This is a genomic window from Cyanobacterium sp. (assembly GCF_054166785.1).
The window spans coordinates 23,455-43,744 of record NZ_JBSZCP010000023.1; the positions used below are offsets into that span (position 1 = coordinate 23,455).

Consider the following 20,290-nt stretch of genomic DNA (forward strand, 5'->3'; position numbering starts at 1 on the left):
ACCACCGCGCTAAAAGTTAAATCCATAATGATTTAATTGTGTTTGGGAACTCTGCTTTAATAACAAAGTTTTAAACCCAAAATTTTTGATAAACTTAATAAAGTTTGAACATAGCTGTAAAAAAAAAAGGAGTTAAGTTATTGTGGCAAATCGTACAATTTTAGTCATTGATGACAGTATGGTAATTAGACGTACTGTAAAGGATATGTTACCACCTGGAAAATTTGATGTGGTAGAAGCAAAAGACGGTTTGCAGGGAATGGAGTTTTTAAAAAGCTCTCATCCTCAAATAATTATGTTAGACTTTTTCCTCCCCAAAATGAGTGGCTGGGAAGTGTATCAAGAAATTCAAAAAAATCCTCAGTTAAGGGCGATTCCTCTTTTGTTAATGTCTGGTAGAAAAGACGAAGTGACGGAAAAAATTCCTGAACCTTTTGAGTATTTTGCCTTTTTAGAAAAACCTTTTGACCAAAAACAGTTGGTACAAGGCATTAGAGATTCCATGGAAAGATCTAAAAAATTGGCTCAATTCTTACAACAGTCAGCACCTCAAAAGTCTGCCGCAGCAAGTGTTTCTGGGGATGGTGTCGATGTAGCTAAATTAAATGCTCGCATTGCTCACCTAGAGGCAGAAGTGGATAAGTTGAAAAAACAAATGAATCAGTTAGTAGGATTTATTAAGAAAAAACTAAATTAATTTCTAATGTAGTTTGATGATATTGTGTTTGACTAAGTTTAAGTTTACAACCCATGATGACTTTTAATAACTCCTTTTTTTTCATTTTGAAGGTATTTATAATTTCTGGAATAATTTCATTTATTATTAAATATGTTCTCAGTAACTTTAATCTAATCAGTCAAACGCAATTAGCCTTACCTATAGTTTTTATACCGACTATCATCGTATTTTTTGTTTTGGTTTATCGAACTATAAATAAAGGTTAGTGGCCATGAATTTTGCAAAATGGGTAAGTTTTTCCCTTGTTATTATCTTAATTTACATTATTTGGCAGGTCAAACAATTACTCTTACTGGCATTAACCGCCGTAGTCTTGGCAATTAGTCTTAATATCTTAGTAATTCAGATGGGACGTTTTGGGCTGAAAAGGAAATATGCTGTTCCTTTATCCATCTTGGGTTTAATTGGTATGATATTCCTATTTGGTAGTTTGGTTGTTCCTTCTTTAATTACACAATTTGAAGAATTATCTCGGTTAGTGCCGAAGGGAATTGATAAGTTAATTTCTGAATTAAACGATTTAAGGGATAATCTTTCTTTAGATGTTATTGACACTTTACCTGATTTAGACCAGCTTTTATCTCAATTACAACCTATTTTAAATGAATTGGTTAGTCGAGGTATTAATATTGTTTCGGGCTTTTTAGGAGTTTTATTAAGTAGTATATTACTGCTAGCTTTGACTTTAATGATTTTAGCAGATCCTTTACCTTATCGTAATGGCTTTATTCGCTTATTTCCGCAGTTTTATCGTAGTCGAGTTGATAAAATTTTGGTCTATTGTCAAAAGGATTTACAAGAATGGTTAACGGATACTTTAATTAGAATTTTTAGCGCCATTATTTTAAGTTCTATTGTTCTATTTATTTTTGGTATTCCCTTAGTTTGGGTTCAAAGTTTATTGGCTGGTTTTTTAGTTCTAATTCCCTATGTTGGCCCTACTATTAGTGTTATTTCTCCCGTGGCGATCGCCTTTATAACATCATCATGGAAACCATGGTTTATTTTATTATTTTATGTATTAATATATCAAATAATTGAATACGCTATCCTTCCAAAATTAAGAAAAAATAGAGTAGTATTATTCCCCGCAAATATCATTATTGGGGAAGTATTTTTTGGCAGTTTACTGGGTATTTTGGGTTTATTTTTAGCCTTGCCCCTTACCATCATTTCTCAAATTTTTGTCAAAGAAATATTAGTCAAAGATATTTTAGATAAAATTCAGTGGGAAACAGGAGAGTAGTTAAACATAGGCAAAAGACAACCGAGAATGACTGTTAATGGTCAATTATCAACACCCAACACTTTCCATATCATTTTTATTTATCAGTAGCATCATAAACAAAAATCTATTGGAAACATACTACCATTGACAAAAATCTATCGTAACTATTATCATTGACTTATACTATAAAAGGTTTGGGGGATTATTTTGATTCATGCAACCTTACACCAGTTAGAAGTTTTTGAAACCGTCGCCCGTTTACAAAGTTTTACCAAAGCGGCGGATGAATTATCTATTAAGCAACCAACGGTATCTAGTCAGATAAAACAGTTAACTCAAACCGTGGGATTACCATTATTTGAGCAAATAGGAAAACAACTTTATTTGACCAATGCAGGGGAAGAATTATTAAGTACTTGCCATGAAATTTTTGCGAGACTTGATAATTTTGAAATGACAGTTGCGGATTTAAAGGGTGTAAAGGAGGGAAAATTATGTTTAACAGTTGTCACCACTGGAAAATATTTTATTCCTCGTCTATTAGGCTCTTTTTGTGAACTTTATCCCCATGTAGATGTGTCTTTACAAGTTACTAATCATCAGCAAATCCATCAAAGAATGTTGGAAAATAAAGATGATTTATATATCCTCAGTAAACCTCCTGAAGATATTGATTTAGAAAGTCACATTTTTTTAGATAATCCTTTAGTTGTGGTTGCTCCAAAAAATCACATTTTAAGTAATAAAAAGAAAATTTCTTTAAAAGAATTACAATCTTTTCCTTTTATTTTAAGGGAGGTGGGTTCTAATACCAGAAATGTGGTTCAACAACTTTTTGATGATCATAAACTGGATATAAGGGTGCGTTTAGAGTTAGGAAGTAATGAAGCGATTAAACAAGCCATCATCGGTGGTTTAGGACTTTCTGTGCTTTCTAAACATACATTAACTTCTAGTTGTTACGATGAATTATGTATTTTGGATGTGAAAACTTTTCCCATTCAAGAAAGTTGGTATGTCACCTACTTATCTGGTAAAAAATTATCAGTAGTTGCTCAAACCTTCTTAGAATATCTTATTGCTGAAAGTGTTAATTATACCGCTGAAAAGCAATTTAATTTAGCCCATAACCATGGTTAAAATACTAAATATTTATCAAAATTAATAACAATAAAACTCCTCCCATAGGAGATGCTTAATTTTCTTTATTTACTAAGGCAAATTTTTTAAAATTTATAACTATTAAAATCATGGATTTTTTCAAGGATACTATTTGGTTTATCCCTTGCTATACTCTCATAGGGGGAGTTGTCGCCCTATTGTGGTCACCCGGTATTATTCGGCAAACAGGTTCACGTCCTGCGGGTTATGTGAATTTATTAATGACTTCTTTTGCATTTCTTCACAGTGTTATCGCTTTGTATCAAATATGGGATATTCCTCCCCAAGATATTCGTTTTGTTTGGTTACAGGCGGCGGATTTGACTATCTCTTTTGATATACGAGTATCCGCCGTTAGTGTGGGCGCTTTGGTATTAATTACGGGTTTAAATGTGTTATCGCAGTTATATGCGGTGGGATATTTAGAAATGGATTGGAGTTGGGCAAGGTTTTTCGCCTTAATGGGATTTTTTGAAGCGGGAATGGGGGGCTTGGCTTTATGTAATTCCCTCTTTTTTAGCTATGTGTATCTGGAAATTCTCACCCTCGGTACTTATTTATTAGTGGGTTTTTGGTTTGCCCAACCTCTGGTGGTGTCTGGGGCGAGGGACGCTTTTTGGACAAAAAGGGTAGGGGATATTTTATTACTTATGAGTGTGATTGCCCTTTATCCTCTCTCGAAAACTTGGAATTACACTGATTTGGGTATCTGGGCGCAAACGGCTGATGTTAACCCTACCATTATCACGGTACTATGTTTTGGTTTGATTGCCGGCCCCTTGGCAAAATGTGCTCAAATCCCTCTACAATTATGGCTTGATGAGGCTATGGAAGGCCCTCTCCCTGCTTCTATTTTGCGTAATTCTATCGTGGTGGCGACGGGGGCGTATGTATTAATTCAGTTACAGCCTGTGTTGGAATTATCCCCCATTGCTTCGGAAACAGTGTTAGTAATTGGTAGTGTGACGGCGGTATTGGCGAGTTTAATTGCGATCGCACAGGTTGACCTGAAAAGAATCTTGTCCTATACTGTAAGTGCTTATATGGGACTCGTGTTTATTGCGGTAGGAACAGACCATCCTCAAACTGCTTTACTGTTGATTGTGGTATATGCGATCGCCATGGCACTATTATATACAAGTATGGGGGCGATTATCCTCAACAGTATCACCCAAGACGTTACCCAGTTGGGCGGTTTATGGTCTCGTCGTCCTTTTTGTGGTATTGGTTTGTTAGTGGGAATGGTAGCTTTAACCTCCATGCCACCCTTTGGAGGATTTTGGATACTAAGTCGTTTGGCGGTGGAAGTAAGTACGCCTTTCATGGTAATTATTGCCTTGGTTAATGGCTTAACGGCTTTTAGTCTGACTCGGGTTTTCTGTCTTGCCTTTCTGGGGGAAAAGAAACAGATGTCTATGCGTAGCCCAGAGGTTTTATGGCCAATGATAATTCCTATGATGATTTTAATGGGTTATGCCTTACATTTACCTCTAATTTTTGATCAGTTTAACCTAATCACATTACATCTCAATATAGGAATTATTCTGACAGTTTTTACCATCATGGGCATAGTATCTTCTGCTATTATTTACACTAAAAAATCTCCTGATTCTATCATTAACTTAATACCCCCATTTATCCAAAAATTATTCGCCAACGATTTATATATTCAAGACATCTATAAACTGACTATTATTGCTTTAGTAAATTCCACAGCAAAAGTAGCTAATTGGTGTGATAAATATATTGTAGATGGGGCAGTTAATTTGGTAGGTATTACCACCCTTTTAGGAGGACAAAGTTTAAAATATAGTACATCTGGACAATCTCAATTATATATATTTTCTATCCTTTTAGGACTAATATTCGTTGCCCTCATCTTCGGTTTATCCATTTAATATAAGGGAACAGGGAATGGTTTTCAACCTTTTATTTTACTTAAACTACAGATTACAAAAGACGATTTTATTAGTAAATTAAGGTTGAACATATTTATATCATTTTTCATCATCATTATCCATTATCAACTCTCAATTATCAACTCTCAATTATCCATTATCAACTCTCAATTATTAATTAATAAAATGCTTGAATTATTAGTAATAACTCCCATCATAGGGGCGATCGCCCTTGGAATATCATCCAATATATTTAAAGGAAAACAAAGTAAAAATATTGCCCTAATTTCCGCCCTTATTACCTTAGGAATTAGCCTTTATATTAGTTATAACTTTGACTATTCCACCAGTCAATTACAATATGAAAATACCTATCAATGGTTGCCCTTCATCGGCTTAAACTATGTAAGTGCGATCGATGGTTTATCATTACCCTTAGTAATCTTAAACTGCCTTCTTATCACCCTCGCCATTTATAGTAGTGAATCAGGTACAAAAACCCTGACAAAACCCACCCTATATTACATCCTCATTCTACTCCTTGCCTCCTGCGTCAACGGTGCATTAATCGCCCAAAACCTACTTCTTTTCTTCATCTTCTACGAAATTAAATTAGTACCCATTTATCTATTAATATCCATTTGGGGAAACAAAAAAGGAAGCTACGCAGGAACAAAATATTTACTTTATACCGCCTTTTCAGGTATTTTTGTCTTAACAGGCTTCCTCGCCCTCACCTTCCTTAGCGATATTAACAGTTTCGACTACGCCAACATTCAAAGTAACCTCCTACCCCTTGGCAAACAAATAATTATCCTTATTACCATCGTTATTGGCTTCGCCATCAAAATTCCCATTATCCCCCTCCATACATGGCTACCCGATGCCTACACCGAATCATCAACCCCCGTCTCCATGTTACTAGGGGGTATCGTCTCCAAACTAGGCACCTATGGCTTAATCCGCTTTGGCTTAGGATTATTCCCCGATACTTGGGTAAACATAACCCCCTATATTGCCATCCTTGCCGTTATTAGTGCCATTTATGCCTCCCTCATTGCCATCTCCCAAACCGACATCAAGAAGATGATAGCCTATGCCTCCATCGCCCATATCAACTTTGTCGTCTTAGCCACCGCCGCCGCCACTGACTTAGCCATTGTCGGGGCAATTGCTCAAATGTTTGCCCATGGTTTAATCGTTGCCCTCCTTTTCCACCTCGCAGGAATCCTCGAAGACAAAACCAATACCCGTGATATTAACCAACTCCATGGCTTAATGAATCCCTACCGAGGTTTACCCTTTGTAGGCGGTTTGATGATTACCGCAGTAATGGCAAGTGCAGGAATTCCAGGGATGGTGGGTTTTGTGGGGGAATTTCTCACCTTCCAAGGTAGTTTTGCTGTATTTCCCATTTATACCCTTATCTGTCTCATCGCCACAGGGTTAACCGCCGTTTACTTCGTTATTCTCCTTAACCAAATTTTCTTTGGGCGTATGGAAAATAGCACAGGTTATTTACCCAAAGTGCAAGTTAACGAAAGAATCCCTGCCATTGTTTTAACTGTGTTAATAGTCTTTTTAGGCATCAATCCCACATGGTTAACCATGCTGAATTAGAGAAAAGATAAGGCAAGAGGCAAGATTTAAAAGGCAGGAGATAATACTTGTTCATTGTCAATTGTTTCCCACCCTAACCAAAACATTAAAAAAATAAAAAATAACCATGAATACTATCAACCAAACCAAATTACCCCCATCTAATCATCCCTTTGCCGAAATTGTCCATCGCCTTGAAGCAGGGCAATCTATGTTACCTGATACCCCCGAAAACCTTAAGCAAATCATCGGTATTTACAAAGCCTATGCCATTCCCATGGACTTTTATTGGCGGGATTTATTGTATATTGCCGAAAAAGTTTTTCTTAATCCCTTTCCTTTTTTTAAATACTTTATATCCAAAGAATATTTAGATTTACCTAACCATTATGCAGGGGAAAATGCAGATTTACCAGTATGGAGAGGAAAAGCATCAGCGCACCCAGAGTTACTCGACTTTATCAGTAAAGGTAAGACTAGCAAAATGCCAAAATTATTCCATCATTTATTGCACGATCGCATTAATATGGAATTTGCAGAAGCCTGTATGAGAGCCATGTTTTGGCATGGGAAAGATATGAACATGGGGGGTTTTGATACTTATTTAGACACCGAAGAATATCGCAATAATGCGGATATAGCTATTAAGGCTTATTTCAAATCTAACCCTGTTATGTTAGGCATATATAAGCTATTTCCTGAGATGTTTTTAGAACAGGTAAAACAACTATCCTACTATTCCAATTTAGGACTATTTTGGGAAGTAATGTGTCCTGTATTTTTAGAAATGTCCGATTTATATGACGAAGGAAAAATGACCACCGTAAAAGAAGCCATGGACTTTTTAGTTAATGGTATTTTTGCCGTGGCTAGTCGCCCCATTTATCATCATTCCTATATCGGCGGAAAGTGTTACGAAATTATCCCCAAAAGTAAAGGTTTTAACTGGTTGAATGATGCGGCGCTTCCCTATGTTGAATCAGTTTTTTATCGCACCTCTCCTTTCCGTGGTACAAAATCCTACAATGCCCAAGCCCGTCAAGTGCCACAAAATCAAAAAGAGTTTCATTACGGCATTTTATACGCCGATGTGTTTCCCGTGGGTGGTGCTGGTATTCCTCCCACTCTGTTAATGGATGATATGTTACACTTCTTACCTCCTTATCTGGTGGACTATTACCGTCAACATTGCCGAGGAGAGGAAGATATGTTAATTCAATTGGGGGTAACTTTTCAGCGCTCGATGTATAATGTCACTTCTGCGGTAATTCAAGCCCTACGCACGGCTACCTGTCATCCCTTGGATGATGAAAACCCTGAACATTTATTAAAAAATCGTCAATTTTATGAGCAACAATTAGACCGATTTTTGCGCCCTGAAGCCCGTTTAAGGGATATTCAAAGCCCTGATTATCGTTAATGGTTTAACCCCCCCTAATCCTCTTTTTTTTATATAGGTGATGGGGGAAAATATTTAAGCAAAAAAGATAGTTAAACTTGACAATATAAAAACTTCTGTCCATTCTACTGTGGCGCCGTAGGTGTCTCCCGTATGCCCTTTCAGTTGCCAGTTAAACCATGCCCCTACCCCCAAAGCAATGGTTAAACAGATAAGGTTAAGTGATAAGATGTTTTGCCATGGTTGACGATAGATAAAAATTTGAATCAGAAGAAGGGCAAGAAGAAATAGACTGCCGATAAACCAATCTAGGGGAAGATTTAAGGATTGTTTGAGAAATTGTCCTTTACCTTTTTCTTTTAGATAGGGATAAAATGCGATCGCACTTAGTTGAGCCCAACGCCCCCAAGAAGTAGCCAAAAGTATTGATAAATAACCCATAGAGCCAATTTCGCTGAGGGAAAATATTTTTAAACCCAGAACAAAAAAACCCGCCATCACCCCATAAGCGCCCGTCACACTATCCGCCATCACCTGCAAACGCTTCTCTGGGTTTTGGGTAGCCAACCCATCGGCGGTATCCATTACCCCATCAAGGTGTAAACCCCCCGTAACAAATACCCATGCCCCCACCACTAATCCTGCTTTGGTAAGAGGGGGCATCGATAAACTCGAGAGCAAAAAATCAATTACTATCAGCAAACCACCTATCAATAACCCAATCCACCCTAACCATAAAGGTATTTTGTGGAAATTTAAACTCATACCCCTAGGCACGGGAAGAATAGTATAAAAGGCGATCGCACTTAGAAAAGAACTAAGAATAATTATCATTAAGTGTTAATAATTTTAAGAAAAATGAAAAAAAGTCTGAAACACCTGAACAAAAATCGAATTTTAAGTTAAGATTGTGTCGTAGCATACCGTAAAAAATAAAAACATCTGGTCTTAACAAAGGTCAAAAAAATCTTAAGGCGGTTGATGATAAAAAAATTAGGTCTATTGGTCAACCATAAAAATGAAACAGATAATTCATTAATCTGTTTTAACCAAAGCCAGAATTTTTTTTAGACAACCATAGAACATAATCACTCAAACAAAAGATAATTTTGTAAAAGATGAGTGCCTATAGTCCTATTATCATAACCATAAACACAATAATTAAATAAAAAGAAAATTGTGTCAACTTAAGAAAGAAAAAATACAATTAAGTCAGAGTTTCTATTTATGTGTTAAAACATAGATTAATTGACTACCAAACAATATAGTAAGAGCGAAAAAAAGGGTTAACAATTATGACAAATCATCAGAACTATTGTCCATTACCAGCACCATGTATAATCGAGTCTGGCATTTTAGTTAATAAAGACGACATCAAAAAATTAATTAATGACCTAACCCAAGTTCGCTATATTCATACCCTTGACGGCAAAGTACAAAACGAAGGCAAAGGATGGATACTAGAAGTATTTAATGATGCCAATCAAGCCACCATGGTAGTTAACAGCAGTCTCTACATTAACATTCAAAGTTTTGATTACCTACAAATCAATCAAATATCTCCCCAAGAAGCTCATTTTAACCTAGTCCAAGACAATCGCACCCTAACCCTAATTCCCCTCGTCGCCACAAGCCAAGACTCTCCCGTGGCAAAAGATTTTAGTTTTGAAAGTTTAGAAGCAATGCTCAACGAAGTTTTAGCCGCCAAGCTAGACGTGCAACTAGACGATGATTTTTAATCCATAATTTTAAAAGAAAGTCGCATAAGGGATAATTGACAGTTAACCGTGGACAATTAACAATAGAATTATTCTGTTAATCATCTCTAAAGATATAGTGAACTTTTCTTATACCTCCGTAGCCTCTTGCTCCCATACCAAAGCCCGTGCTGGAATATTCCACACCCCTCACGGCATCGTTGAAACCCCTAAATTTATGCCCGTGGGTACTGTCGGCACCGTCAAAGGCATTACCCCCGCCCAGCTAAAAGATGCCCATGCCCAAATGATTTTGGGTAATACCTACCATCTGCATATTCGCCCGGGGGAAGATATTGTACGTAGGGCAGGGGGTTTACACGGTTTTATGAATTGGGAACAACCTATTCTCACCGATTCAGGAGGTTTTCAAGTATTTAGCCTCGCCCAGATGCGTAAGATTAGCGAAGAAGGGGTTAAATTTCGCTCCCCCAAGGATGGACAAATTATTAATATGACTCCTGAGCATTCTATTCACATTCAAAATGCCCTCGGTGCTGATGTGATTATGGCTTTCGATGAATGCCCCCCTGCCACCGCTACAAGGGAGGAAGTCGTCACTGCCACCGACAGAACCTACCGTTGGTTAAAGCGGTGTATGAATGCCCACCAAAAGCCTGACACCCAAGCCCTTTTTGGCATCGTCCAGGGGGGAATTTTTCAAGATTTACGTAATCAAGCTGCCCACGATTTAACTCAGTTAGATTTACCGGGTTATGCCATTGGGGGGGTAAGTGTGGGGGAAAAGCCTGAGCTTATCCATGAAATCGTCCGTCAGACTACTCCTCTTTTACCAATTCATAAACCCCGTTATCTCATGGGAGTAGGTACTTATAAGGAAATGGTAATTGCGATCGCCTCTGGTATCGATTTATTCGATTGTGTCATCCCCACCCGAGTAGGCAGACATGGTGCGGCATTGGTGCAAGGGGAGCGCTGGAATATCAAAAATGCCCGATTCAAAGAAGATTTTACCCCCCTAGATCCTGAATGTAGCTGTTATACCTGCCAAAACTTCAGCAGAGCCTATTTAAACCACCTTTTACGTTCCCATGAAATGCTCGGTTATATTCTCATTTCCCTACACAATATCCATGAAATGATCAACTTTACCAACAAAATTCGAGCTTCTATCATTAACGATACCTTCCTCGAAGAATTTGGTCATTGGTTGTAGCTTTTAAAGAAAAGTATTTTAATAAACCGAACAATGAAAAACCCCCTACCAAAGTAGAGGGTTCTATTTTAATCACTTATAAAGGATAGATTCTTCGATGTTTAACCGAACTTACCAGCCGTAGAAGCAATCAAGAAGGCTGCGTAGGTGAGGATGTAGCCGATAGTAAAGTGGGCTAAACCAACCAAACGAGCTTGTACGATGGACAATGCAACGGGCTTGTCTTTCCAGCGAACTAAGTTAGCTAGAGGAGTGCGCTCGTGAGCCCATACGATGGTCTCGATTAATTCTTGCCAGTATCCACGCCAAGAGATTAGGAACATGAAACCAGTTGCCCAAACGAGGTGACCGAAGAGGAACATCCAAGCCCAGACGGATAAGTTATTAACACCATAGGGGTTATAACCATTGATCAACTGAGCGGAGTTCGCCCATAGATAATCTCTGAACCAACCCATGAGGTAGGTAGAGTTTTCGTTGAACTGGGCAACATTACCAGTCCATACACCGAGGTGTTTCCAATGCCAGTAGAAGGTTAACCAACCGAGGGTGTTTAACATCCAGAACATAGCGAGATAGAAGGCATCCCATGCGGAGATGTCACAAGTACCGCCACGGCCAGGACCATCACAAGGGAAGGAGTAACCGAAGTCTTTTTTGTCGGGCATTAGTTTAGAACCACGAGCATCTAAAGCACCTTTTACCAAAATTAAGGTAGTGGTATGTAAACCAAGGGCGATCGCATGGTGTACTAAGAAGTCACCAGGACCAATGCTGAGGAATAAAGAGTTAGTACCACTATTGATGGCATCTAACCAACCAGGTAACCATACAGCGCTAGAAGTAGAAGCGATGCTTTCAGGGTTAGCCAATAGGGCATCAAAACCATATAGAGCTTTACCAGAAGCGGCTTGTACAAACTGAGCGAACACAGGCTCAACTAAGATTTGTTTCTCGGGAGTACCGAAGGCAACCACCACATCGTTATGAACATAAAGTCCGAGGGTGTGGAAACCTAAGAAGAGGGATACCCAACTGAGGTGGGAAATAATTGCCTCTTTGTGTTCTAGCATACGGGCTAAAACATTATCTTTATTAGCTTCGGGATCATAGTCACGAATAAAGAAGATTGCACCGTGGGCAAATGCACCAACCATTAAGAATCCAGCGATATACTGGTGGTGGGTGTAAAGAGCCGCCTGAGTGGTGTAATCCTTAGCGATGAACACATAGGAAGGGAGAGAATACATATGTTGTGCCACCAAGGAAGTTATCACCCCTAAAGAAGCTAGGGCTAAACCTAACTGGAAGTGTAACGAATTGTTGATGGTGTCATATAAACCTCTATGTCCTGCTCCTAATTTTCCAGAAGGAGGATTGTGAGCCGCTAAGATGTCTTTGATGCTGTGACCAATTCCCCAGTTAGTGCGGTACATGTGACCAGCAATAATGAAGATAACTGCGATCGCCAAGTGATGGTGTGCAATATCAGTCAACCATAAAGACTCGGTTTGGGGATGGAAACCACCTAAGAAAGTAAGGATTGCAGTTCCCGATCCATTAGCAGTTCCGAAAGCATGGCTAACAGTGTCAGGATTTTGAGCATAAACACCCCAGTTTCCAGTAAAGAAAGGAGCTAACCCAGCGGGGTGAGGTTTTACACTCAAGAAGTTATCCCAACCTACATGAATACCACGGGATTCGGGGATTGCTACGTGAACCAAGTGACCAGTCCATGCCAAAGAACTCACACCAAATAAACCAGCTAGGTGGTGGTTGAGGCGAGATTCAGCATTTTTGAACCAAGAAAGGCTAGGACGGAACTTAGGTTGTAAATGCAACCAACCAGCAAACAAGAACACAGCAGAGAGGATTAAAAGACCTACCGCACCGCTGTACAAGTCTTGATTAGTGGTCATACCGATGGTATAGAACCAGTGATAAACACCAGAGTAAGCCACGTTTACGGGGCTAGATGAACCAGCTTGAGAGAAAGCGTCGATCGCACCTTGACCGAAATGAGGATCCCAGATCGCATGGGCGATGGGACGTACGTTTAAAGGATCTTTGATCCATTGCTCAAAATTGCCTTGCCATGCTACATGGAATACGGTACCGGAAGTCCAAAGAAAGATAATCGCCAAATGACCGAAGTGAGAAGCAAAAATCTTTTGATAAAGGTTCTCTTCGGTCATACCGTCATGGGTTTCAAAGTCATGAGCGGTAGCTATTCCGTACCATATCCGCCTTGTAGTTGGATCTTGGGCTAAATCTTGGCTAAATTTGGGAAATTTAGTTGCCATAGCTTTTTCTAGGAAGTCTCCTGTTACACAATGAGGGTCAACGTTTGTATTTTGTCGTTGCTCAATTTTGTTTTTTGCTCTTGCCCAGAGCCTATGAGGATAAGTCCGGGCAAGTGTTAAAGTTGTTTTTCTTAAATTCGCTGAGAATGATTAAATCATCATCAACTTATAACTTAGCTTTTAAAACGGTTTCACTTGTTAATTTATAACCTATTTAACCGTCCCTTTCCCCACAATTGTAGAGAAAGTTTACATTTCTAACCCACTGCCAAAATACGACAGAGGAAGAATGCCCAGGTAGTTACGATACCTCCTAAGAGATAGTGAGCTACCCCAACCGCACGACCTTGAACAATGCTCAAAGCACGGGGTTGAATTGCAGGGGCTAAATTGAGTTTATTATGAGCCCATACAATGGATTCGATTAATTCTTGCCAGTAGCCACGTCCGCTGAATAGGAACATTAAACTAAAAGCGAAGATGAAGTGACCTGCGAGGAACATAATTCCGTAAGCAGACAAAGCAGAACCGTAAGAGTTAATTACGTTAGCAGCTTGCGCCCAGAGGAAATCTCTTAACCAACCATTAATGGTGATTGCACTTTGGGCAAAGTTACCGCCAGTGATATGAGAAACCGTACCATCGGGAGCCACCGTACCCCACACATCCGATTGCATTTTCCAGCTAAAGTGGAAGATTACAATGGATAAGGAGTTGTACATCCAGAATAAACCTAAGAACACATGGTCCCAACCAGACACTTGACAAGTACCACCACGACCAGGTCCATCACAAGGGAAACGGAAGCCAAGCTCAGCTTTATCAGGGATAAGTCTGGAGCTACGGGCATAAAGTACACCTTTAAGAAGGATTAACACGGTAACGTGAATGGTAAAAGCATGGATATGGTGAACCATGAAATCAGCAGTACCTAAAGCAATGGGCATCATAGCCACTTTGCCACCTACGGCCACTACATCGCCACCAAAAGCATAACTAACGGGGGCGGAAGCGAAAGGTGCTGTGCCACCAGGGGCTACAGTGTGAAGGTTCTGAATCCACTGAGCAAATACAGGTTGTAACTGAATTGCACTGTCAGAGAACATATCTTGAGGACGACCTAAAGCTCTCATGGTATCGTTGTGAATGTATAAACCGAAGCTATGGAAGCCAAGGAAAATACATACCCAGTTAAGGTGAGAGATGATAGCGTCTCTATGACGTAATACTCTGTCTAAGAGGTTATTAACATTTTTAGCAGGATCATAATCACGAACCATGAAGATGGAAGCGTGAGCTCCAGCACCTACGATGAAGAAACCACCGATCCACATATGATGGGTAAAGATGGATAACTGTGTACCGTAATCGGTAGCAAGGTAGGGGTAAGGAGGCATGGCATACATGTGTTGTGCCACGATGATGGTTAAAGAACCAAGTAATGCTAAGTTAATGGCTAATTGGGCGTGCCATGAAGTGGTTAAAATTTCATAGAGTCCAGTGTGACCTTCACCAGTGAAGGGCCCTTTGTGACCTTCTAAAATTTCTTTCATGCTGTGACCAATACCCCAATTAGTGCGGTACATATGACCAGCAATAATGAAGAGAACTGCGATGGCAAGGTGATGGTGAGCGGTATCAGATAACCAAAGACCACCAGTTACAGGGTTTAATCCACCTTTGAAGGTCAAGAAATCGGAGTAAACACCCCAATTTAATGTAAAGAATGGTTTTAAACCTTGGGCGAAACTGGGATACAACTCAGCCATTTTACCTGCATCGAGGATGAACTCGTGGGGTAAAGGAATGTCAGCAGGCGCAACCCCAGCATCTAATAACTTATTAATAGGTAAAGATACATGGATTTGGTGCCCTGCCCAACCCAAAGAGCCTAACCCTAGTAAACCAGCGAGGTGGTGGTTCATCATGGATTCCACATTTTGGAACCATTCTAGTTTAGGAGCCGCTTTGTGGTAGTGAAACCAACCAGCAAAGAGCATTAAACCAGCCATGACTAAACCACCAATGGCGGTTACATAGAGCTGATAGCTATTGGTAAAACCGGAGGCTCTCCATAGTTGGAAGAAGCCAGATGTGATTTGAATACCTTGGAAACCACCGCCCATGTCGCCATTGAGGATGTCTTGTCCTACAATAGACCACACTTGTTGAGCGCTGGGTTTAATGTTCATGGGATCGGATAGCCACGCTTCATAGTTGGAGAAACGGGCTCCGTGGAAATACATCCCACTTAACCAAACAAATACTACTGCTAAATGACCAAAGTGAGCGCTAAAGATTTTACGAGAAATATCTTCTAGGTCGCTAGTTTGGCTATCGAAATCGTGTGCGTCGGCGTGAAGATTCCAAATCCAAGTGGTGGTTTTGGGTCCTCTAGCTAAAGTGCGATCAAAGTGTCCAGGTTTGCCCCATTTCTCGAAAGAAGTAGGTACCGGATTTTTGTCAACTGCTACTTTAGCCTTCGCCTCTTTTTGAGGGGTTACTGTCATGAGTGATTCTTCTCTCGACAAATACTTAAACTACTACATTAACCATGATGATAATGGGTATTTGCTCCTGTTGTGGGATTTGCTTAACAATATTTAAAATTTGCTTAACAATTGCTACAATTGCCCCATGGCGTAATTTTTCGTGACAAAAGTCAAGGCTTTGTTACTTTTCTTTATGTATGGATTAAAATCGCTTTTTTCCTCAAAATTTGAGTTGGGAAATAATCTTGGCAACTCCGTTATTCTCTACGTTATCGGTGGTATAAGTGGCGATCGCCTTTAATTGTTCAGGGGCATCTCCCATGGCAATACCAATTTGGGCATACTCAATCATGGTGTAATCATTGAAATTGTCACCGATGGCCATTACCTGCTCAGAGGATAACCCTAGTATTTTTTCTGTTAGGTACTTAATAGCATCCCCTTTATGGACATGAGCCGAGGTTGCCTCTAGGTAAGTCGGATTGGACTGGGTAAGGTAAAGATTACGCTGGTGATATCGTTGCTTGAGGTCATCCAATAGTGAGCGAATGAGGGATGGATTAGGACTTAGGGCTAGTAGTTTGGTAGGGGATTGACTCAACAAATTACTTAAATCATCTACTACATTAACGACAATTCCTGATCTCTCAATATAAGAATCAGTTTTCTCCGTGACTTTATCTACGTATAGTTGATCGTTAAAGTAAACGTGAATTTCTACCTCATGGGAGCGGAAGTAGTCTAATAATTCTCGGGCAACTTCGTGGTCGAGGGGACGATGGGAAATCATTTCTCCCGTAACAGGGTTTTGTATCCATGCCCCGTTATAGGAAATTATAGGTAAATCAGCCCCTATTTCTTGGTGAAAACGATAGGCAGAGCAATACATTCTCCCTGTGGCAAGTCCTACTTGTACCCCCCTTGCCTGAACTTTTTTGATGGCTTCGATTACTTCGGGGTTGACTTTATTGGATTCCCCTGCAATGGTACCGTCAATGTCTAAAAATAATACTTTGATATTGTCCATGGGATTTTACCTATACTTGATCTAAATGGTTTATGTTCTAAAATTTATTCCCATAAATTCTATAATTTAAAGTCTATGGCTACTTCTAAGAAGATCTTACTAGATAGCATTTGTATTTTTTCAACGGTAAAAGCCTCTTTAGAAGAGACATCTTCATTTATTGAGTATCATCTTAAAATGGGGATTGACTTCCTAATTATATTCTTTGATGACCCGCAGGATGAAGCCATAGCAAAATTTGCAGAAAATAAAAAAATCATCTGTATTCCCTGTACTAATGAATACTGGAATCAACACGCAAAAAAGGAAAAACTATCTGTAGAAGAACGACAAGAAACCAACGCAACAGTTGCTTTAAGTATCGCTCGTTCTAAAAACATTGATTGGATTATTCATATTGATGTAGATGAGTATATATACGTATATGGAAAATCTGTTAAAGAAATACTGTCTAAAACCAGTCAACGAAACCAAGTGGTAAGGTTTTCAGCAGTGGAAGCAGTTCCTTATAATTTAAATCATATTAATCCTATTCAAGAAATTAATTTATTTAAAGTTCATCCTTTAACTAGATTGGGAAAAAACTTTAAAATCAATCCTTGGACTTATTTTCGTTTACTACTCCAAAAAATTATTTATCGCTTGAAATTTAAGTTCGCAAATATTTTTTGTAAATCATTGAAAAATCGAAGTTATATTAGAGGTTATATAATTGGAAAGTCTGCGGCAAGACTAAACAGCAGTATTACTGGATTCAAATGCCATTTTCCTACATCTACAAAAAATACTTTGCTCAATTATACTATTGCTTATGATATTGTTATTTTACATTTCAATTGCTCATCTTTCGATGTGTGGAAAAAGAAATGGAAAAGAAGAATGGAAAATCCTCTTAGCATAAAAAGACTTAATAATATACAGAAAAAAGAGTTAAAACAATTTGAGGAAGGTTTTTTATTACCCAATGATGATCAACAACTAAAAGCAATTTATGAAAATCTATACTTTCTAAGTTCTAGGGAACAGAGTATATTAACAAAGTTAAAATTACTTGTAAACATTAATATTTTTCAATAGCTACGAGCTAAAAAGAAAAGAGTTTCCTGTATCTACTAAAAAGCGATTTTTGACGGCATCTCTACCCAATAACATTCTAAAGCCCATGGAGTCTCTATTTGTTAGGGTAAGGGCGATCGCCCATGAAATATTACCTAAAATAACATTAGTCTCAATTACGGGTCGAGTTTCAGCCACGCCCCCCGAATTTTTTACCGTGCGATATTCCAATAAAGGCGCCGTAGCCACAATAGAAGTTTGATTCTCTTTTTGGATAGGATGAATTTCAAACTCCACAATTTTTTGATGTTCCTTTTCCACAATCTTGACATTAAAAGCATGGAGGGCTGAAGTTTTTGCCCCCGTATCAATTTTTGCCTTAATCTCCTTTACCCCTAAATGTGGTAGTGCTAAATATTCTCGCCAACCAATTAACGGTAAAGATCTATTTTTACTAATGCTCATCAGTTTTTTTGCTCTTAAACTGCTTTATTTCCAAGGAAAAAAGTTTTAAGCAAGTGATTAATCATTCTTTGCGCCAATCAATGCCTTTACCCTGTTAACCAAGCCCACAATATCCTGTAAAGAAACTTTTAACAGAGATAAAATACCCACAATTACCAATACAAAACCAATCAAAAAACTATCATCAGAAAGGTATAATCCCACAATAACGATAAAATAAGGAGATAAAATACCACTAATTTTTTCCACCAACTTAACCGTTTGAATTTGTTCCTCATTCATCACATCATCAGGAATAGGAATAGAGGATTTATCCATCTCAACATCCGTACTACCAGAATTAGCTGGGTTAAAATTTTCAACAATAGGATTTACTTCGCTTTTGCTTTCCTTGTTTCCCTTACTAAACATAACAAAACTACCCTTTTTTTTATATTACAAATATCAATCAATTAAACTATAGCAATCCTCAATGATTTATGTACCAGTCAAAGATAATGCTCACCCTTATCAATGGGTTTGAAACTGAAAAAGACTGGGGGCAAAATACCCCCCCAACCATTCTAAATTGTTGGATCAACTATTAATTATTTTCTATTCCTCGCTGTCATAGTCATCACTATTAGAGCCTGAAAAATTAACATTGTTAATATCAAGATTTTCTTTAACCTTTTGCTCCACAATTTGGGCTAACTCAGGATTTTCCTCCAAATAACGCACCGCATTATCCCTACCCTGAGCAATGTTATCTCCCTCATAACTATACCAAGCCCCTTTACGGCTAACCACATCGGTTTTTTCTGCCAAATCAAGGAGACAACCAGTGCGGGAAATTCCTGAACCAAAAATGATGTCAAATTCCGCAATACGAAAAGGAGGAGCAACTTTATTTTTAGCAACCTTTACTTTTGCCCTGATACCATATTCCCCCTCACTACCTTTTTTCAGGGTTTGAATACGGCGAATGTCTAAACGTACGGAGGCATAAAATTTTAAAGCTGTCCCCCCCGTGGTAACTTCTGGGCTACCGTAACTGATCCCAATTTTTTGACGAAGTTGGTTAAGAAAAATAACAGTAGAGCCTGATTTACCGATATTTCCCGCAATTTTTCTCAGGGCTTTACTCATTAAACGAGCTTGTAAACCCACCTGTAAATCTCCCATTTCCCCTTCAATTTCTGCACGGGGTACAAGGGCGGCGACAGAGTCAATTACCACTAAATCAACAGCGGCACTACGCACCAGTTGATCAACAATTTCAAGGGCTGATTCTCCGTTATCGGGTTGGGCTACAAGTAGGTTATCTATATCTACTCCCAAAGCACTGGAATAATTGGGGTCTAGGGCGTGTTCAGCATCTACGAAAGCGGCTACTCCCCCTGCTTTTTGGACTTCTGCGATCGCATGGAGTGCTAGGGTAGTTTTACCAGAACTTTCAGGACCATAAATTTCAATAATTCTCCCTTTTGGCAAACCACCACCCAATGCTAAGTCGAGGGTTAATGCACCACTAGAAATGGTTTCTACTTTCATTTTAGAGGCATCCCCAAGGCGCATAATTGCTCCTTTCCCGAAGTTGCGCTCGATTTGACTGAGAACTAAGTTAAGGGCTTTTTCTTTGTCTGAGCCTTGTGTGCTGGTACTTGTAGCCATAATTTTTTAGTTATTTTATCTACTCTTCTTTAATTAGTATAGAGGGTATTTTCTATCTTATTTTACCTAATGTTTTAGTACACCAGTATTAAAATTATACCTTATTTTGGCTAAGGGAAGAGTGGTAATTTCTTGATGGATGGCAGGGGCGATCGCCCATAGAATAGACTATGGTGGGCAATATATTACCCAAGCCTTCAACCTCCCCTGCCTAAAGGCGAGGGGATTCCCCTATAGACTCTTAACTAGACCGTAGTCCCCGTCAGAAAGCCATTACGGGGCTATTTAATCACGATAGTTCCTACCGCAACATTTTGTAAACCTCTATTTTTGATT

The 20,290-nt window shown here is 38.9% G+C and carries 16 protein-coding genes; 9 read left to right on the forward strand and 7 right to left on the reverse strand.

The annotated features are described in order from the left end of the window. Positions 1–142 precede the first annotated feature (142 nt). From ACXITR_RS03945 to ACXITR_RS03970, 6 genes are all read left to right on the forward strand, one after another. Positions 143–697, forward strand: coding sequence for a response regulator (locus ACXITR_RS03945; protein ID WP_457995927.1), 555 nt, complete (start codon positions 143–145; stop codon positions 695–697). A gap of 253 nt (positions 698–950) precedes the next feature. Next, positions 951–1,985, forward strand: a complete 1,035-nt coding sequence (locus tag ACXITR_RS03950) for an AI-2E family transporter (RefSeq protein WP_457995928.1) — start codon at positions 951–953, stop codon at positions 1,983–1,985. A 189-nt stretch (positions 1,986–2,174) separates the two neighbouring features. Then, entirely contained in the window at positions 2,175–3,107 is a 933-nt protein-coding gene (locus ACXITR_RS03955; RefSeq protein ID WP_457995929.1) for a LysR substrate-binding domain-containing protein, read from the forward strand. Positions 3,108–3,214: 107 nt separating this feature from the next. Beyond that, complete coding sequence (locus ACXITR_RS03960; protein WP_457995978.1) at positions 3,215–5,026, forward strand: NAD(P)H-quinone oxidoreductase subunit F; 1,812 nt, start codon at positions 3,215–3,217, stop codon at positions 5,024–5,026. Positions 5,027–5,212: 186 nt separating this feature from the next. Beyond that, a complete protein-coding gene (locus tag ACXITR_RS03965; RefSeq protein WP_457995930.1) occupies positions 5,213–6,646 on the forward strand; it encodes an NADH-quinone oxidoreductase subunit M in 1,434 nt (477 codons plus the stop codon). Between the two features lie 106 nt (positions 6,647–6,752). After that, positions 6,753–8,045 carry a CO2 hydration protein gene (locus ACXITR_RS03970; protein WP_457995931.1) on the forward strand — a complete coding sequence of 431 codons (1,293 nt, stop codon included), beginning with the start codon at positions 6,753–6,755 and terminating at the stop codon, positions 8,043–8,045. Between the two features lie 54 nt (positions 8,046–8,099). On the opposite strand, the gene cobS is transcribed toward ACXITR_RS03970, so the two are convergent. Next, a complete protein-coding gene (gene cobS, locus ACXITR_RS03975) occupies positions 8,100–8,858 on the reverse strand; it encodes an adenosylcobinamide-GDP ribazoletransferase (protein WP_457995932.1) in 759 nt (252 codons plus the stop codon). Between the two features lie 461 nt (positions 8,859–9,319). On the opposite strand from cobS, the gene ACXITR_RS03980 reads away from it, so the two are divergent. Beyond that, positions 9,320–9,763, forward strand: coding sequence for a hypothetical protein (locus ACXITR_RS03980; protein ID WP_457995933.1), 444 nt, complete (start codon positions 9,320–9,322; stop codon positions 9,761–9,763). A 97-nt stretch (positions 9,764–9,860) separates the two neighbouring features. Further along, positions 9,861–10,958 carry a tRNA guanosine(34) transglycosylase Tgt gene (gene tgt, locus ACXITR_RS03985; RefSeq protein WP_457995934.1) on the forward strand — a complete coding sequence of 366 codons (1,098 nt, stop codon included), beginning with the start codon at positions 9,861–9,863 and terminating at the stop codon, positions 10,956–10,958. Between the two features lie 101 nt (positions 10,959–11,059). Here the strand turns inward: tgt and psaB are convergent, their stop codons facing one another. From psaB to ACXITR_RS04000, 3 genes are all read right to left on the reverse strand, one after another. Further along, on the reverse strand, positions 11,060–13,261 hold the full coding sequence (gene psaB / locus ACXITR_RS03990; protein WP_457995935.1) for a photosystem I core protein PsaB: 2,202 nt from the start codon (positions 13,259–13,261) through the stop codon (positions 11,060–11,062). 257 nt (positions 13,262–13,518) lie between these two features. After that, entirely contained in the window at positions 13,519–15,771 is a 2,253-nt protein-coding gene (gene psaA, locus ACXITR_RS03995; RefSeq protein WP_457995936.1) for a photosystem I core protein PsaA, read from the reverse strand. A gap of 202 nt (positions 15,772–15,973) precedes the next feature. Beyond that, positions 15,974–16,780 carry a Cof-type HAD-IIB family hydrolase gene (locus ACXITR_RS04000; protein ID WP_457995937.1) on the reverse strand — a complete coding sequence of 269 codons (807 nt, stop codon included), beginning with the start codon at positions 16,778–16,780 and terminating at the stop codon, positions 15,974–15,976. Positions 16,781–16,855: 75 nt separating this feature from the next. Here ACXITR_RS04000 and ACXITR_RS04005 point away from each other — a divergent pair, with 75 nt between their 5' ends. Continuing rightward, positions 16,856–17,857: a glycosyltransferase family 2 protein gene (locus ACXITR_RS04005; RefSeq protein ID WP_457995938.1), complete on the forward strand. Its 1,002-nt coding sequence runs from the start codon at positions 16,856–16,858 to the stop codon at positions 17,855–17,857. Here ACXITR_RS04005 and ACXITR_RS04010 read toward each other — a convergent pair whose 3' ends face one another. The 3 genes from ACXITR_RS04010 to recA all read right to left on the reverse strand — a co-directional run bounded on the left by ACXITR_RS04010 (position 17,858) and on the right by recA (position 19,954). Beyond that, the gene (locus tag ACXITR_RS04010) at positions 17,858–18,301 is read right to left on the reverse strand and encodes an ATP-dependent zinc protease family protein (RefSeq protein ID WP_457995939.1); all 444 of its coding nucleotides are present in this window, start codon (positions 18,299–18,301) and stop codon (positions 17,858–17,860) included. A gap of 57 nt (positions 18,302–18,358) precedes the next feature. Continuing rightward, positions 18,359–18,712 (reverse strand): hypothetical protein, encoded by a 354-nt coding sequence (locus ACXITR_RS04015; RefSeq protein ID WP_457995940.1) that lies wholly within the window; start codon positions 18,710–18,712, stop codon positions 18,359–18,361. A 183-nt stretch (positions 18,713–18,895) separates the two neighbouring features. Then, complete coding sequence (recA, locus tag ACXITR_RS04020) at positions 18,896–19,954, reverse strand: recombinase RecA (RefSeq protein WP_457995941.1); 1,059 nt, start codon at positions 19,952–19,954, stop codon at positions 18,896–18,898. Between the last annotated feature and the right edge of the window lie 336 nt (positions 19,955–20,290).